We start from the raw sequence: 16,010 nt of genomic DNA, 5'->3' as shown, positions 1-16,010 counted from the left end.
GAGTGATCTTCCGCACATGGATCTATGCGCGTAGAGGCATCGTTGTCTCTAGAGGATCTTCGGCTGCCATGCTCTCCGGGTGTAGATCCTCCGGGCGGAGGCGCCCGTCAGGTGGCCGGGTGTTGCCGAACGCGAATCGGGCGGCGGTGAAGTCGACCTGGCAAAGGGTAGTTGAATACGCCGGTAACGGCGTGCGGCCGGCTTCTCCGAACACCCTCCGAAGATCATGTGGGCTACATGTGGCGTGAGATATACTTTTCGCCGCGCCCATCCCGAATTCTGCCGCTCGATGATCCTTTTGCTTCACGCCTGGCAGGTAACTCCCCGAGGAATTCCTTTACCGGATTATGGGCCTGGAGTGGGTCGTGTCGGCTACGGTTTCCGGCCGGCATTTGCTGTCGCCGGATGAATGCCGCCGCGCCGCGGTCCGTCGCCGCCCGCCGTCGGCCCCTGCTTTCGGTGACCTCTCCCGCCGGCACTCCCACCTGCGCTTCCGCCCGTCATGGCGTGTGCCGGTCCGGGCCTCTGCGCTTGCCCTCCAGCGACCGCGTGTCGCGCGATCGCGTGACTGTCTTCTGGTCGGATTCGACCCTAAACTGAAAAGTACAGAAGGTCGCGGAAGCGCAATGTCCGCGGCGACAGCGGAAAACGGGACCCGTGGAGGGGTGCGACATGAGGAGTCCTCCGCCGTACGGCGGAGACGGCGAACTCCTTCGCGTCCCGGTCCGGGCCGCCGCGCGAACGCGGCTCAAGCGCCCCGCGGTTCACTTTCGCGCGCTTCCCCGTACGCTCCCGCGACCCCCCGGCCGACCGGGCGGGCGAGCGGTCCGACACCGGAACACCGGAGTCCGGCCGCCGTTCCGCGGGCCGATCGGATCCGGGAGCGGCACGGTTCGGACCATGGCGCCGTCAGCAAACCGATCACCACGGCCGCCCCGCCCCGGACCTTTCCCCGAGCGTGTGCCGCGGCGGTCGCCCGGACCGCCGGCGGTCCGGTGCCGGACAGGAAATCACCCCGCCGCGGGGTTCTCCGGCTACGCCCGCAGGCCGCCCGACGGGGGCGCGTAGTAATAGCGTCGACACTCCCGGACCAGGGTCTGCCCGGACAGGGTGAACACGTCCGCGAAGTCCTCGCCGTACGCCGCCCCTTGGCCAGTGCCCGGCGCCTGGTGCACCACCCGGCCGAGAACCACCACCCGGCCCTCGTCGGCCACGACGGTGTCCAACTCATGCCGCCTGAGCAGGGTCGCCTGCGCCGCGTGCGCGCCGAGCACCGCGTCCCGGCCCCGGTACGGCGGCGCGCCGGGGTGGTCCAGCGTCACGTTCTGCTCCGTCAGGGAGGCATACCCATCGATGTCCCCGATGTCCAAGTAGTGATAGGTGAGCATCACATGCTTCACGCAGGCTGCCGTCACCTTCGAACCGGCTGGTGGCATAGGGAAGTTGTCGCTGTTCATGACTGGATGACCGACCTCTCGCTCTCGGCGGACAGGTGTGGCGGCGCCGACGGCTCCCACCGGGCGATCGTCCGGCCGGTCGCTGTCCCACCGCTATCACCGCGCTATCCCGCCCCGGTGACCTGGTCACCCGTTGCTCGGAATAGTGGTCACCACTGGCCACCCCGGGACGCGGCGGGCACTCCGGTGGCGGGCCGGTCGTGTCACAGCCCCGATCAATGCCCTGGTCCACCCCCTGGTCACCGCTGTTCAGCTACTGCTCAGGGCGGTGGGCAGCTGCGTTTGGGCCGTAGACTTTGCGGTCAGGCGCACTGTGGCCTGCTGTGTGTGACGGGGAGGGTTCATGGCCGGAGTGCACCTTGAGTCGCGTGACCGGGCAGTGGGATTCACCTTTCAAGTACTGGGCGAGTTAAAGGTGTTCGGCGGCCGGGGCACGGTGCCGGTCACGGCGGGCAGACAGCAGGTCATCCTCGCCGCCCTGCTCCTGGAGAGCGGACGGCTCCAGAACCGCGACCACCTCATCCGACTGCTGTGGGCCGAGGATCCCCCGGAGACCGCCCGCACCCAGGTGCAGATCTGCGTCTCCCGGATGCGCAAGACCCTGGCGGCCGCCGCCGTCGAGGCCACCATCGAGACCCGGCCGCCCGGCTACGTCCTCCAGATCGACGACGCGGCGCTCGACCTGAACGTCTTCCGGCGCACCGTCGCCGAGGCCGCCGTGCTCGGTGACGAGGGCCGCACCGGCGAGGCCGCCGCCCTGCTGCGCGCGGCGGTCGGTCTGTGGTGCGGCCCCTGCCTGAACGGCATCGCCAGCGACGAGCTCGCCCGGGTCGCCGAACACATCGACGAGGAACGCCTCGCGGCCACCGAGTCGTTCATCGAGCTGGAGCTCGCGCTCGGCCGCCATCACCAACTGACCGCCGAGATAGCCCGGTTGGTGGGCGAGAACCCCTTACGGGAGCGTTTCCGCGGGCAGTTGATGCTCGCCCTGTACCGCTCCGGCCGGCAGGCCGAGGCCCTGGAGTCCTACCGGCAGGGCCGCACCCTGCTCATGGACGAGCTGGGCCTCCAGCCCGGCGAGGACCTGCGCCGCCTGGAGCAGGCCGTCCTGACAGAGGACGCCTCCCTGCGGCTGGCGCACACGGACGGCGCCCACCTGCGCAGCACCGAGCCGGCACCCGGCGGGCCCGGCACGGACCTCGGGCCCGACGCCGCCACGGACGAGGACGTCCGCACTCCGGCCCGCGCCGTCGTCCCCCGCCAACTCCCCGTCGACACCGCGGACTTCGTCGGCCACCAGCAGCTCGTCGCCGAGGTCGAGGGCGTCCTCACGAACACCTCGCCGGTCCGGGCTCCAGGCATCGTGGTCGTCACCGGCCGCTCCGGCATCGGCAAGAGCACCTTCGCGGCCCGGGTCGCGCACAGGCTCGCCGAGTCCCACTTCCCCGACGGTCAGCTCTACTGCCAGCTGCGCGGCGGCCGGGCCGATCCCGTCGACCCCCGTGAGATCCTCGGCCGGTTCCTGCGCGCCCTGGGCCTGCCCGGTCCCGCCATCCCGGACTCCCTGGAGGAGCGGGGCGAGATCTACCGCAGCATGCTCGCCGCCCGGCGCATCCTGGTCGTCCTCGACGACGCCGTCGGCGAGGAGCAGATCTTCCCGCTGCTGCCCGGCGGCCACTCCTGCGGGGTGCTGGTCACCACCCGGGCCCGGCTGACCGCGCTCCCCGGAGCCCACCGGGTCACTCTGGACATTCTCGACGAGCAGGGTTCACTGGAACTCATCGGCAACGTTGTCGGTGCCGACCGGGTCGGCGGCGAACCCGAGGCCGCCAGGGCACTGGCCGCCGCCGTCGGCGGACTGCCGCTCGCCCTGCGCATCATCGCCGCCCGGCTGGCCGCCCGCCCGCACTGGCCCCTCGCCTCGATGGTGCAGCGGCTCGCGGACGAACGCCGCCGGCTGGACGAACTGACCCACGGCGAGATGACCGTACGGGCCAGTCTCGCCCTCACCTACGACGGACTGGCCGAGCGGGACCGCACCCTGCTGCGGCTGCTCAGCCTCACCAAGGGCTCCACCTTCCCCAGCTGGATCGGCGGCGCCCTGCTCGACGTGCGGGACGCCTACCCGTACCCGTCCGACCTCATGGAATCCCTGATCGACGTGCAGATGCTGGACGTCGCCGGGGTCGACGCCACCGGGGAACTGCGCTACGGCTTCCACGACATCATCCGGCTGTTCGCCCGGGACCGGCTGGCCGCCGAATCGGACGAGACCGAACGGCGGGACGCGATCCGCCGGGTGGGCGGCGCCTGGCTCGCGCTGGTCGGCGAGGCGCAGCGGCGGGTCCTCGGCACCCGCTACATCGACGGACCCGCCCTCCGCTGGAACCCGCCCGCCGACCATGTCGGGACCGTCCTCGGCCGCCCCCTGGAATGGCTCGACACCGAACGCGAGAACCTCAGCCTGACCGTGGAGAGCCTCGCCCAGGAGGGCGAGGACGGCTACGCCTGGGAACTCGCCGTCAACCTCGCCCCGTTCTACGAGGCCCGCGGCTACCTCGACCACTGGGCCCGCACCCACCGCAAGGCGCTGACCGCGGTACGCCGCAGCGGCAACCTCCTCGGCCAGGCCGCCCTGCTCGCCTCGCTGGGCTCGCTGCACCTGAACCGCCGTAACCTGCCCGAGGCCCGCCGGTCGCTGACCACCGCCGTCGGCCTCTTCGAGGAACTCGGCCACGCCAAGGGGCTCGGGCTGTGCCGCCGCGACCTCGGCCTGCTGGAACGGCTGGCCGGCCACGACACCGCCGCGCTGGACCTGTTCGAGCGGGCCGAGCGGGACTTCGGCGGCGACGACCCCTGGGCCCGCGCCTCCGTCCTCGTCCAGCGCTCGGTCATACTCCTGCGGCGCGGCGACGTCCGCCGGGTGGAGGCCGAACTCGACGAGGCGCTGGACATCTGGCGCGACCTCGGATACCTCGGCGGGCAGGCCCGGGTGCTCCAGCGCGCGGGCCAGATGCACCTGTACCGCGGGCAGCCCGCCGACGCCCGCAAGGCGTTCACCGAAGCCCTCAGCATGGTCCGGGACGACGGCGACGTGATCGGCGAGGGATACATCCTCCACGATCTCGGCCGGGTCCACGTCCACCTCGGCGAACTCACCGAGGCCGCCTCGTACTTCGCCCGCGCGCTGTCCGTGCGCGAGGACATCCTCGACCAGGCCGGCGCCGCCTCCGTACGCGTCGACCTCGCCGACCTGTCCCTGCGCGGCGACGACACCGCGAAGGCCGGCGGGCTGCTCACCGACGCCCTGGAGGTGTTCGGCCGGCTCGGCATGGCCGAGGAGGAGGACCGGGCCACCGGACTGCTCGCCCGGTTGACCGCCGACGGCGCCGCCGAGGACCGGTGACGCCGACACCGTAGCCGTGCACGTGCCGAGCGCGGACCCCGACCAGAGGTACTAGCCCCCACATGAACCCGCACAGCGCTCCGGCGCCCCGGCGGACGGCCTCAGACGATTCCGTCCGCGACCGTGAAGAGACGTTCCTGCGCCGCTTCGTCGGCCGGGAGAACGAACTGGCCCGGTTCCGCGCCGCGCTGGACCAGCCGCCCGGCACCGTTCCGGTGCTGGCCCTGCACGGCCCCAGCGGCATCGGCAAGACCCAACTGCTGCGCCGGTTCGCCGTCGAGGCGCGGCGACGGGGACGGCACGTCGTCGAGGTGGACGCGGCACGCACCGGACCCACCAAGGAGGCATTCGCCGCCACGACGGACATCCCGCGCACGGGCCGACCGGTGCTCCTCATGGACGGCGCCGACCGGCTCGGACCGCTGGAGGACTGGTTCCGGGACCACTGTCTCACCGGCCTGCCGCCCGGCTCGCTGGTCGTGCTCGCGGGCCGCGAGCCGCCGGGACTGCGCTGGCGCACCGACCCGGCCTGGGCCGACACCCTGCGCGTCGGACGCCTGGACCGGCTGTCCCGCGCCGAGTCGGGGCGCCTGCTCCAGGACGCCGCGCCCGGCCGCATCACCGCCCGCTCCGCCCGGCTGGCCTTCGCCGCCGGCCACCCCCTCGCCCTGCGGCTCGCCGCCCAGGGCCTGGACGTGCCGCCCGGGGACGAGTGGCGGCCCGAGCCCGACGCTGTCGCCGAACTCCTGGACCGGGTGGTCGACCCGGTTCCCTCCGCCCTGCACCGTCAGGCCCTGGATATCTGCGCGCACGTCCCCGAGACCACCGAGGACCTGCTGCGGGCCTTCCTGCCGGAACAGGCCCACGAGATCTTCGACTGGCTGCGCCGCCAGCCCTACGTCACCAGTGGCCGCTCCGGACTGCGGCTGCTGCCCGTGGTCGCCGAGGCCCTGGACCGTGATCTCGGCTGGCGTGCACCCGACGCCTACCTGTCCCTGCACAAGGCGCTGCGCGCCCACTTCCAGACGCTGATGCGCACCCGCCCCGAGCCGGTCTCGCTCCGCGCGGCGAGGGCCTTCAACCACATCCAGACCCGGGGCCGGCGCTTCTCCGGACTCGGCCGCGACGAGCACACCGGTGCCGCGGCCGATCCGGTGTACGAGACCACCTGCGACGCCGAGGACCTGCCCGCCGCCCGTGAACTCGCCCGCGAACGCCTCGGCCCGGAGGGCGTGGCCGCCGTCGACTTCTGGCTGCACCGCAGGCCGAGCGGCTTCCGGATCTACCGCAGCGCCCGCACCGGCGAGGTCGTCGGCGTGCTGGGCCTGTTGAACTTCGACCGCTGGGACGCCGTGGAGACCGCCATCGACCCGGTGGTCGCCGTCGTCCGCGAGCACGTCGAGTCGTACCGGGAACTCCGCCCCGGGGAGCGGGTGAACCTGGTGCGGTTCACCCTGCTGCGCCGTCGCCCGCACGAACTCGTGGCCGCCTCCGCCGGCATGCTCGCCCGCGTCACTCGCGAGCTGCACGTGCAGGAACGGCTCGCCTGGACCTTCCACGCATGGTGCGCTGACGGCTCCTACGACCTGCTGGAGTACGCCGACTTCCGCCGCCTGCCCAGCGCGCCGCGACTCGCCGCACAGAGTGGCGCGCTCTTCGCACACGACTGGGGGACCACAGGAATGAGCGAATGGTGCGATCTGCTCGACGACCACATGTTCTTCGGTCTGCGCGCGCCCGGCATCACCGGACCGCCGCACACGACCGTCCTGTCCCGTGCCGCCTTCGACCGGGCCGTCCACGACGTGCTGCGCGACTGGCACCAGCGTGAGCGGTTGGCCGGCAACCCGCTGCTGCACGCCGCGTTCGTCGCCCGGCGCTCCGGCGATCCGGAGGAAAACCTGCGCAGGCTCGTCCTACGGGCCATCGAGTCCATCGACCAGGACCCCCGGGCGAAAGGCCAGCGCGCCGCCGTCTGGGCGACCTACGTCAAGGGCGGCAGCACCCAGCAGGCGGTGGCACGGGAACTCGCGCTGTCCTTCAGCACCTACCGGCGCTATCTCAAACGTGGTCTGGAACGCGTGGGCTGGCACCTCTGGGAACAGGAAGTGACGTACGCCGCGCAGGCCGCCGTACCCTCCTTCACGGCCTCGGGAGAAGCCTCCGCCTGGTAGCCGCGAGAGGGAGAACCCGCAGGCCACGGCGGCTATCCACGAGGGATAGCGACGGCAAAGTGGCGTGATTGCAACGATCCCTAACTTTCCTTCCAGAAGTCCGGCAGAGGGCCGAAGGAGAGGAAGGAAGCCACCATGAACAGCAGCTTCGCACCGGTCGTAAAGCCCATGAGGGCCGCCGTCGTCATCATCACCGCGGTCGCCGCCCTCCTGGGCGCGGCGGCGGCCGAGACCGCGGCGCACCCGCAGCGGACGGCGAGCGTACTGGCCGACGGCGGCGGCACGGACAACACCAACCCCTGGAGCTGACGATGCGCCGGCCGGGGCCGGGCGCCGACGTGGCACGGCCGGGAGGCCGCCGCGGGCGCCCGGCCCCGGCCGCGTCGGCGTCCGGCGGGCACCCGGCAGCCACCGGCGATGCCCCGCAACGAGACCGGGGAACGGCACCGGGCGACCAACTCGGACGGCGTCCCGCCCACCGGTTCCACCAGCACCTCGGAACGGCCCACCGGAGCAAGTCATGAACGACATCCGAACGCGGCAGGACCTCGGTGTCCGGCTGAGAGACCACCGCCTGCGCGCCGGGCTCACCCAGCGGCAACTCGCGGACCTCACCACCGTGAGCGTGCGCGCCATACGCAACCTGGAGCAGGGCAAGGTCCCCTCCCCCCGGCCGGACACGGTCCGGCTGCTGGCGGACGGACTGCGGCTCGGCCCCACCCAGCGCGAGACCCTGCTGGACGCGGTCCGGCGCCGGCCCGGCACCGCCGACCACCCCGGGGAACAGGGCTGCGGTCCCACGCCGTGGCTCGCCCGGGGTCCGCTGATCGGCCGGGACGCCGAAGTCGCCGCCCTCACCGACCTGTTGGCACAGCCGGGCGGACGGCTGGTGTCCGTCGTCGGCATAGGAGGGGTCGGGAAGTCGCACCTGGCCGCCGAGGCCGTGCGCCGGGCCGCGGCCGACGGCACCCGGGTGCTGTGGCGGGCCCGCGGCGAGGAGATACCGGTTGACGAACTCGCCGACCGCGTCCCCGGGGAGACGACCGTCCTGGTGCTGGACGACGCCGAGACCGCGGGCAGCGCCGACCGGCTCGGCGCGCTGATGCGGGCCCGTCCGAGGCTGCGCGTCCTGGTCACCGCCTGTGCGCCGTGCGGCGTGCCCGGCGAGCAGATCCTGCGCCTCGCCCCGCTGCCGGTGCCCGCCCCCGGCGCCGAGTCGGCCCCGGAACTGCTGGCCCAGGTGCCGTCCGTACGGCTGCTGTGCGCGCACATCCGCGCCGACAACCCGCTGTTCCGGCTGGACGATTCCGACGCGGCGGTCGTCGCCGAACTGTGCCGGCGCCTCGACGGACTGCCCAGGGCGCTGGAGTTCGCCGGCGGCTGGGCCCTGGTCCGCTCTCTGGCGGAGCTGCTGGCCGAGGTGGAACGCAGCCCGTTCGGCCTGACCGCGCCGCCCATGACCGCCGCCCCCTCACGCGACCTGATGGTCCGCCTGCGCCGCACCCTGGGCCGGCTCAACCCGGCCGGAGTGTCCTTCCTCGCCACGGTCGCCCACGACTACCGCAGCTGGTCGGTGGCCGAGGCGGCGACGGCCGTCGGGACCTCCGGCGCCGACGCCGCCGTGATCGTCTTCACCCTGGTGACCTACGGTCTGGTACGGCCGGAGAGCCCCGGCGCTGACGAACCGCGCTTCTCCGTCCTCAACCACGTCCGCCATCTGTACGCCGACGCACGCCGCGAACCCCGGCGCTGGGGCGCGACGGTGATGCACCGCACCGGACCCGAGGACCGCGTCCGCACCGTGGCGGTGGGCGAGAGCTGACGCGTGGCCATGGACTGCGACCCGCCGGTGGCACCCGGCGGGTCGCAGTCCATGGCCACGCGTCAACCCGGCGTCAGGTCAGGGTGAGGACGACACCGTATTCCGCGCCCTGCCATTCGGCCTCGGCCAGCTGCCAGCCGGTGCCCTCGGCCAGCGCCTCAAGCTCCGGCAGCGAGGCGAACAAGTAGTCGTACCAGTCCGTCACCAGCAGCCGGTGACGCAGCCGCAGTCGCATCTGGCCGCTCATCCGGCCCTGCCGCCGGTTCGCCGTGAGGTACTCGGCGTGCTGGGCTTCGTCGAGCAGATAGGGGTCCATCCCCGTCCCGACGATCCTGGCCCCGGGCCGCGCCAGCCGGGCCAGCGCGCTCAGCAGCCGCGGGGCGCGCTCCCGGCTCTCCAGCAGGCCGAGGTTGCGGCCCAGCAGCAGGAAGGTGTCGAACCGGGCGCTCTGCGGCAGGTCGTCGACGGTGCCGAGAAACGTCTCCGCCAGCCCGCGGCGCCGGCACACGTCGAGCGCGTCGGCCGACACGTCGAGGCCCACGATCTCCCCGCCGCGGTCCTGGTGGGGGACCGCGAACCGGCCGGCCCCGACCCCGATGTCCAGGACCCGGCCGCGGAACCGGGCGAAGGCCCAGCGGTCCAGCTCGGGCCAGGCGTCGGGGCTCGCGAAGAAGCCCACGGCGTCGTAGCCGCTGAAGTATCCGTCGTCGCGTTCACAGATCTCGAAGTAGGTGTCCCGCGGCAGTCCCGCGGTGTGGCAGTCGAGCAGGAGGTGCCCCCATGCGTCGGCCGTGCGGGGCATGAGCGGCTGGGCCGTCGTCATCCGTGAAGTCCTTTCCGGGCCTGTGTCCTGGTCCTGATGGTCGGGTGCGGAACGGGGGCGCCGACGGACCGAGGTCTGCCGGCACCCCCGGATCCGGTGTCAGGCGGCGGTGGCGGAACGCAGGCTCAGCGGGCGCATGTCGGTCCAGGTGCGCTCGATGTGGTCGAGGCAGCTCTCCTTCGGACCGCTGACGCCGACCGCGCGCCAGCCCTGCGGGATGTCCCGGTCGGCGGCCCAGACGGAGTACTGCTCCTCGTCGTTGACGACGACGAGCCACTGCTGGGAGTTCTGCTGCATGACGGTTCTCCGATCGTGTGGTGGAACGGTTTCAGGGATGGGTTCGAACGGGTGGAGCGGGTGGTTGCGGTGGTACGGATGAGGCGTGGAACGGTCGGTAGGTAGAAGGTCGTCGGCAAAAGGTGGTCGGTGTCGTGGAAAGGGTCAGGCGGCGGCGGTCTGCGGCAGCAGCAGCTCCTGGAAGACCGCCAGGGCGCGGTCGATGTCGGAGGCGTCCACCCCCGCGTGGGTGACGGCCCGGATCCGGCCGTGGCCCAGCTCGGCGAGGCGTACGCCCTCCGCCCAGGCCCGTTCGATGAACCGGGCCTGGGTCAGACCGGGGGCGTCGACCCGGAAGAAGACCATGTTGGTCTCGACCGGCTCCACCACCACCCCGGGCAGCGCGGCCAGTCCCTCGGCCAGCCGGCGCGCGGTGGCGTGGTCGTCGCCGAGCCGCAGCGTCATCTCGCGCAGCGCGACCAGCCCGGCCGCGGCCAGCACCCCGGCCTGCCGCATGCCGCCGCCGAGCATCTTGCGGATGCGCCGGACCGACCGGACGAACTCGGCGCTGCCCGCGACCATCGAGCCGACCGGCGCGGACAGCCCCTTCGACAGACAGAACTGCACCGAGTCCGCGTAACCGGCGACGACGTGCACCGGCACGCCGAGAACGAGAGCGGCGTTGAAGAGGCGGGCCCCGTCCAGATGGACCGCCACCCCGCGGGAGCGGGCCAGTGCCCGGACCCTCGCCAGGTACTCCAGCGGCAGCACCCGCCCCCCGCAGCGGTTCTGCGGGTTCTCCACACAGAGCACGGCGGGCAGCGCGAACTGCGGGTCCTCGGGGTCCTCCGGGAAGGCGGCCTCGATGTCGGCGAGCGCCATGCTGCCGTCGGTCCGGTTGGGCACCGGCTCGACGATCACACCGCCGCAGTAGGAGGCGCCGCCGGCCTCGTAGACGTAGATGTCGGACTCGGCTCCCGCGAGGGCCTTGGTGCCGCGCGGGCAGTGGGCCAGCAGAGCAGCCAGGTTGCCCATTGTGCCGCTCGGCATGAAGCAGGCGTCCTCCATGCCCAGCAGCCGGGCGGCCAGCTCCTCCAGCTCACGCGCGGTGGGATCCTCGCCGTAGACGTCGTCGCCGAGCGGCGCCCTGGTCATCTCCGCCAGCATCCGGGGCGTCGGCAGGGTGAAGGTGTCGCTGCGCAGTTCGACGACGGGCGCCGGGGCGGCGCCGCGGTCAGTGCTCGGCATGGAAGTCCTCCTCGGAATCGGGTGCGGCGGCCGCGACGGTGTCCCGCGTCCTGCTGTGCACCTGGGCTACGGCGTTCCACAGGCGTTCGTCGGCGTCGCCCCAGCGGGCGGCCTCCTTGGCCAGCCGGGTGCGATGGTCCTCCCAGCGCAGGGTGAGCGGTTCGTGGCAGCGGCGGAACGAGGCCGGGCCGGGGCCGCCGCCGAACTCCGCCGCCCACCACACGGCCTCCGGCCTCAGGTCGGCGGACTCGCCGGCCGGCAGGTGGCCGTTCGCCTCCAGGGCCGCGCCCAGCGAGCAGGTCCGTCCTTCCACGACGGCGAGCGCGGCCTCCCCGACCTGGTGATGGGCCCGTCTGAACGGCACCCCCTGGCGCACCAGCAGCTCCGCGGTGGCGGTCGCGTGGGTCAGCCCCGCTGTCGCCCGGTCCGCCATGGCGCGGGGCACCGGCCGGGCCCCGTCGTAGGCCAGCCGCAGGATCTTCACCGCGTCGATCGTCGCGTCCAGCGCCGGCATCACATGGGTCATCGCCTCGGTGCCGACCGCGATGGAGTTGGTGAACGGAGTGCCCCGCATCGCGCTCGCCGCGGCCACCAGCCCGCCGAGGGCGGCGGCCGACTTCCCCTGCACGTGCTCCAGGACGAACGCGTTGCGCTTCTGCGGCATCATCGAGCTGGACCCGACCAGTCCGTCGGGGATCGTCACCAGCCCGAACTCCGCGCTCGACCACATCAACAGGTCGAGGGCGGCCCGGTCGAGGGTGACGCCGAGGACCACGGCCGTCGACAGCAGCCGCAGCGCGGTGTCCCGGGTGGCGATGGCGTCCACCGAGTTGCGCACCGGCTCGCCGAAACCGAGGAGGTTGGCCGTGCGCCCCGGGTTGATCGGCACGGTCGTCCCGCCGATCGACCCGGCGCCCAGCGGGCACCGCTCCAGCAGTTCCCCGGCCTGGGCCAGGGCGTGGGCGTCCCGCTCGAAGGCCTGCGCCAGCCCGAGCAGGTAGTGGCCGTAGGTGACCGGCACGGCTGCCTGGAAGTGGGTGTAGGCGGGCATGAGCACCTCGCGGTGCTCATGGGCGCGTTCCAGCAGCACCCGGCCCAGTTCGGCCAGCTCCTCCGACAGCCGCCGGTACGGTTCGCGCAGCGCCAGTTGGAGGCAGGTGACGCCGAGGTCGTTGCGGGAGCGGCCGGTCTGCAGGACACCGCCCGTCTCGTCGCCGAGGATGTCGATCAGATGGGACTCGTAGGCCAGGTAGAGGCCGCGCGGGGCGGGCACGGTCTCCAGCGCCCGGTAGTCCTGCTCGCGCAGTTCGGTGATGGCCGCGAGCAGGGTGGAGGCGGTCTCGGCTCCGACGATCCGGCGCTCGGCGAGCATCACGACATGGGCGAGGTCGACATGAGTGATCCGGTCGAGCTCGGCCTTCCAGGCGGCCCGCGGTTCTTCCCGCCGCTCCAGGAGCATGCGGCGGATCTCGGGGGACGCGGCGTTGCGCAGGCGGCCTGAGTCCGTCATGCCGACACCCCCTGACGGACCACCAGGGACGGGGTGATGTGGCCCACGCCCTCCTCGGCGGCGGTGGCCGCCTCGGCGGCAGTCGCGCCCCTGGCCAGCACGTGCCCGATCCGGTCGCGGAAGTCGCCGCTCACGGTGATCTCCGTCCCCGGCTCCCGGTAGGTCTCCACGTCGATCACGCCCGGGACCGCGCAGGCCCGCGCCACCCCGTCGATACCGCGCAGCCGGCCGCTCTCGGGCGGCACCACGAACCGGATCGCCGCGCCCCTTGCCGAGGTCACGACCACCGGGGACGGGAGTCCGCTGAACGCGGCGACCGTGCCCAGGATCAGGTCGGCGCCGGTCGCCTCCCGCACGAGCCGGGGGATCCAGCCGCCCGCCAGCCGCGGGTTGACCTCGATCAGGACCGGACCCGCGGGGCCGAGGCGCAGCTCCACGTGGGCCGGGCCGAGGACAACGCCGAGCGCCCGTACGGCGGCCTCGGCCGCCTCGGTGACAGCCTCCCGCGCGGCCGGGGCCAGGGCGGCGGGGAAGTCGTGCCCGGTCTCGACGAACAGGGGCTGTGCGCCGAGGTGCTTGGCGGTGATCCCGGCCACGCTGCCGTCGAGGACCTCGGCCGAGTACTCCGCGCCGCTCACGAACTCCTCGACCGTGACCCGGCGCGGCACCGGCCGGCCGCGTTCGTCGGACCCACGGGACAGCAGGGCGCGGGCGTGTCCGGCCGCCTGCTCGGGGTCCGCGCACAGCAGCACGCCGAGGCTGCCGCTGCCGGTGACCGGTTTGACGACCACGGGGTAGCCGGTCTCCGCCGCCGCGGCCAGGACCTCCTCGACCGTGCCGGCCACCGTGAACCGCGGCACCCGCACCCCGGCCGCGGCGAGCAGGGCCCGCTGCGTGCCCTTGTCGCGGACCGCGGCCAGGTCGGCGGGGGAGTTGGCCGGCAGGCCGAGCGCGGTGGCCGCCGCGGCGGCCGTCTCCACGTAGTAGTCGGAGCTGGTGGCGACGCCCGCGACGTGCCGCCCGACGGCCAGCCGGCGGCAGGCGTCGATCACCGCCCGCACGTCGTCGGTGTCGGTGCGGACCACCTCGGCGCCGCCGACCGACGCGTACCGGGACGGGTCGGCGGCCAGCAGTACCGGGTGCAGTCCGAGCGTACGGGCCGCCGCGGGGAACAGCCGGCCCGTTCCGGTGGTGTTGCTCTCGACGAGGACGAACACGTCCCGGGTCATACGACCGCTCCTTCCGCGAGGGCGACGACCTCGTCGCGGGTGCGCCGCTGCCAGGAGTACCGGGACCAGCTGCCGGCGGCCTGGGCGGGGTGGTCCAGGGTGCGCGGCGCCGAAGGCGGCGGGGTCAGGAAGTCGTTGCGGCGCAGCCACACGTCGTTGTGCACGGTGTTGGTGTAGCGGTGGCCCTCGTCCGGGAAGAGCGCCATCACCCGTAGCTCCGGATGCCGTTCGGCGTACCACCGGGCCACGTGGTGCGCGGCGCCACTGGTCGGCCCCATGTACAGGGCGTGCTCGGCGTGCAGCCGCCGGGTCGCGGTGAACGCGGTCCCCGCGTCCAGCCAGTGGATCTCGTCGAACAGCGTGTGCTCCAGGACCGGCGGTATCAGCCCGTTGCCGAGACCGCGCAGCTGCCGGGGCCCGGCCGGGGCACCGAAGAGCACGCTGCCGGGGGTGTCCACGCCGATCAGCTTCAGCTGCGGGTTCAGCGCCCGCAGGAACGAGCCGATCCCGGACGACGATCCGCCCGAGCCGACCGGGCAGACCAGCGCGTCGAACGTGCCCATGCTCTCCAGCAGGAGTTCGGCGACCGCGCCGTACGACACCGGGTTCAGCGGATTGTCGTACTGGCCGGGGGTGTAGTAGGAGCTGAGCCGGGACTGGAAGCGGGCCACCCGGTCCAGCCGGGCCTGCTGCACCCCGCGGGTGCGCAGTTCGGGACCCGAGACGATGCTCACCTGGGCACCGAGCGCCTGCAGTCGACGGCGCAGCGGCGGCTCGATCGCCGGGTCCCCGACGAGGACCAGGGGGATGCCCTTGAGCCGGCACACCATCGCCAGCCCGAGCCCGAAGGTGCCGGACGTGGTCTCCACGACCGTCGTGCCCTCGGTGAGCTCGCCGGTCTCGATGGCACTGGTGAGGATGAACTGCGCGGGCAGCAGCTTCATCAGATGGAAGGCGGCCCCGTACACGTTGGGCCCGACCTGGATGACCTTGGGCAGAACGTGGCCGTCGACCACGCTCGTGAAAGCCCTACGACTGCTGTGCGTACGGGACATGTGTCTCGCTCCCCGCTGTGTAGCGCCAGTGGTCGGTGATGCGCAGTTCCGCGAGCCGGCGGGCGGCCAGCGCCGTGCGCTGTTCCAGTGCCGGCTGGTGGGGCGCGAAGAGGAGGGCGGCGACCGTGCCGCTGTGGGCCACCTGCACGCCCAGTGCCTCGGTCTCCTCGGCGATCTCCAGCACCCGGTCGAAGCGGGGCACCGGCAGGAACCGCTGATTGATGCGGGCGCTCGCGGTGGAGATCCGGCCGAGCTCCCGGTGGTCGCCCCGGGCCACGGCCCGGCGCATCAGGCCGCGCAGCGCGCGGAAGCACTCGATCTCCCAGGCGTTGTACCGAGCGCGCGGCAGCGCCAGGGTGTCGATCTCCTTGTCCGCCGAGGAGAAGCCGACCACCGCGAGCGGTGGCACCGGCCGGTGGAAGTCCTCGATGACCGCACCCTCGCGGTGGGCGAACAGCAGCATCCGGTCGAAGTAGATCAAGGGGTCGGTGGCCGCCTCGACGGCGACCGCGATCCGGGCGATCCGCTCCGGCGCGAAGTTACGGCCGGCCGCGGCCAGCACCGCCAGGATCGCCGCGGTCACGTCGCTGGTCGACGAGCCGAGGCCGCGGCCGACGGCGACGTCGCCCCGCATCTCCAGCTCCCCGCCGTAGTCGCTCATGCCGAGCACCTCCAGGGTGGTGCGGGCGGCGTCGAGGGCCTTCGTCTTCCACCGCGGGGTGACCGTCAGCTCCGGCTCCCAACGGCTCAGCCGTACCGTCGCGTTGCTGGCGAACAGCGGGCAGGGCAGCGTCACCAGACCGCGGCGGAGCCTGCCGTCGTCCTCGAACACCCCCTGGAGCAGTTCACCGTGGTGGCTGGGAGCTGTTCCGGTGCCGATGAGCACGCCGTGCTCCAGGTGCGGGGGCACCGGCTCCCTCTGTGCCTGGCCGTGCGTGTCCTGTCCGGACAGCAGGTCCTGGCTTTGCAGGCCGATCTTCACCTACGCCTCCTCGGACGTTCGGGTAATG

12 protein-coding genes are annotated in these 16,010 nt (G+C 72.9%); 4 read left to right on the top strand and 8 right to left on the bottom strand.

What is annotated here, in order from left to right; all coding sequences use genetic code 11:
* Nucleotides 1-1,034 precede the first annotated feature (1,034 nt).
* Nucleotides 1,035-1,400: a nuclear transport factor 2 family protein gene (locus OG226_RS02255; RefSeq protein ID WP_329347587.1), complete on the bottom strand. Its 366-nt coding sequence runs from the start codon at nt 1,398-1,400 to the stop codon at nt 1,035-1,037.
* Nucleotides 1,401-1,800: 400 nt separating this feature from the next.
* Here OG226_RS02255 and OG226_RS02250 point away from each other — a divergent pair, with 400 nt between their 5' ends.
* From OG226_RS02250 to OG226_RS02235, 4 genes are all read left to right on the top strand, one after another.
* Nucleotides 1,801-4,863 (top strand): AfsR/SARP family transcriptional regulator, encoded by a 3,063-nt coding sequence (locus OG226_RS02250; protein ID WP_329347586.1) that lies wholly within the window; start codon nt 1,801-1,803, stop codon nt 4,861-4,863.
* Nucleotides 4,864-4,925: 62 nt separating this feature from the next.
* Entirely contained in the window at nt 4,926-7,037 is a 2,112-nt protein-coding gene (locus tag OG226_RS02245) for an ATP-binding protein (RefSeq protein ID WP_329347585.1), read from the top strand.
* A 135-nt stretch (nt 7,038-7,172) separates the two neighbouring features.
* Complete coding sequence (locus tag OG226_RS02240; protein ID WP_329347584.1) at nt 7,173-7,346, top strand: hypothetical protein; 174 nt, start codon at nt 7,173-7,175, stop codon at nt 7,344-7,346.
* Nucleotides 7,347-7,557: 211 nt separating this feature from the next.
* The gene (locus tag OG226_RS02235) at nt 7,558-8,859 is read left to right on the top strand and encodes a helix-turn-helix domain-containing protein (protein WP_329347583.1); all 1,302 of its coding nucleotides are present in this window, start codon (nt 7,558-7,560) and stop codon (nt 8,857-8,859) included.
* Nucleotides 8,860-8,932: 73 nt separating this feature from the next.
* On the opposite strand, the gene OG226_RS02230 is transcribed toward OG226_RS02235, so the two are convergent.
* The 7 genes from OG226_RS02230 to OG226_RS02200 all read right to left on the bottom strand — a co-directional run bounded on the left by OG226_RS02230 (nt 8,933) and on the right by OG226_RS02200 (nt 15,982).
* On the bottom strand, nt 8,933-9,682 hold the full coding sequence (locus OG226_RS02230) for a class I SAM-dependent methyltransferase (RefSeq protein ID WP_329347582.1): 750 nt from the start codon (nt 9,680-9,682) through the stop codon (nt 8,933-8,935).
* Between the two features lie 99 nt (nt 9,683-9,781).
* A complete protein-coding gene (locus OG226_RS02225; protein ID WP_329347581.1) occupies nt 9,782-9,979 on the bottom strand; it encodes an MbtH family protein in 198 nt (65 codons plus the stop codon).
* A 144-nt stretch (nt 9,980-10,123) separates the two neighbouring features.
* The gene (locus OG226_RS02220; protein WP_329347580.1) at nt 10,124-11,206 is read right to left on the bottom strand and encodes a GntG family PLP-dependent aldolase; all 1,083 of its coding nucleotides are present in this window, start codon (nt 11,204-11,206) and stop codon (nt 10,124-10,126) included.
* Nucleotides 11,193-12,716 carry an argininosuccinate lyase gene (gene argH, locus OG226_RS02215; RefSeq protein WP_329347579.1) on the bottom strand — a complete coding sequence of 508 codons (1,524 nt, stop codon included), beginning with the start codon at nt 12,714-12,716 and terminating at the stop codon, nt 11,193-11,195. The genes OG226_RS02220 and argH overlap by 14 nt, the downstream gene beginning before the upstream one ends.
* On the bottom strand, nt 12,713-13,945 hold the full coding sequence (locus tag OG226_RS02210; RefSeq protein WP_329347578.1) for an ATP-grasp domain-containing protein: 1,233 nt from the start codon (nt 13,943-13,945) through the stop codon (nt 12,713-12,715). The genes argH and OG226_RS02210 overlap by 4 nt, the downstream gene beginning before the upstream one ends.
* A complete protein-coding gene (locus OG226_RS02205; RefSeq protein WP_329347577.1) occupies nt 13,942-15,000 on the bottom strand; it encodes a pyridoxal-phosphate dependent enzyme in 1,059 nt (352 codons plus the stop codon). The genes OG226_RS02210 and OG226_RS02205 overlap by 4 nt, the downstream gene beginning before the upstream one ends.
* Nucleotides 14,975-15,982: a GHMP family kinase ATP-binding protein gene (locus OG226_RS02200; RefSeq protein WP_329347576.1), complete on the bottom strand. Its 1,008-nt coding sequence runs from the start codon at nt 15,980-15,982 to the stop codon at nt 14,975-14,977. The genes OG226_RS02205 and OG226_RS02200 overlap by 26 nt, the downstream gene beginning before the upstream one ends.
* Nucleotides 15,983-16,010: the final 28 nt, after the last annotated feature.

This window comes from Streptomyces sp. NBC_01261 (assembly GCF_036226385.1).
Lineage (GTDB): Bacteria > Actinomycetota > Actinomycetes > Streptomycetales > Streptomycetaceae > Streptomyces.
Note: the sequence above shows the minus strand (reverse complement) of the source record. Positions and strands in the feature narration are given on the sequence as shown.

What these genes read in the sequence shown, in the direction of transcription:
- OG226_RS02240 (WP_329347584.1), top strand. Translation starts at nt 7,173, where the DNA reads ATGAACAGCAGCTTCGCACCGGTCGTAAAGCCCATGAGGGCCGCCGTC.
- OG226_RS02205 (WP_329347577.1), bottom strand. Translation starts at nt 15,000, where the DNA reads ATGTCCCGTACGCACAGCAGTCGTAGGGCTTTCACGAGCGTGGTCGAC.
- OG226_RS02235 (WP_329347583.1), top strand. Translation starts at nt 7,558, where the DNA reads ATGAACGACATCCGAACGCGGCAGGACCTCGGTGTCCGGCTGAGAGAC.
- OG226_RS02210 (WP_329347578.1), bottom strand. Translation starts at nt 13,945, where the DNA reads ATGACCCGGGACGTGTTCGTCCTCGTCGAGAGCAACACCACCGGAACG.
- OG226_RS02220 (WP_329347580.1), bottom strand. Translation starts at nt 11,206, where the DNA reads ATGCCGAGCACTGACCGCGGCGCCGCCCCGGCGCCCGTCGTCGAACTG.
- OG226_RS02230 (WP_329347582.1), bottom strand. Translation starts at nt 9,682, where the DNA reads ATGACGACGGCCCAGCCGCTCATGCCCCGCACGGCCGACGCATGGGGG.
- OG226_RS02245 (WP_329347585.1), top strand. Translation starts at nt 4,926, where the DNA reads ATGAACCCGCACAGCGCTCCGGCGCCCCGGCGGACGGCCTCAGACGAT.
- argH (WP_329347579.1), bottom strand. Translation starts at nt 12,716, where the DNA reads ATGACGGACTCAGGCCGCCTGCGCAACGCCGCGTCCCCCGAGATCCGC.
- OG226_RS02250 (WP_329347586.1), top strand. Translation starts at nt 1,801, where the DNA reads ATGGCCGGAGTGCACCTTGAGTCGCGTGACCGGGCAGTGGGATTCACC.
- OG226_RS02225 (WP_329347581.1), bottom strand. Translation starts at nt 9,979, where the DNA reads ATGCAGCAGAACTCCCAGCAGTGGCTCGTCGTCGTCAACGACGAGGAG.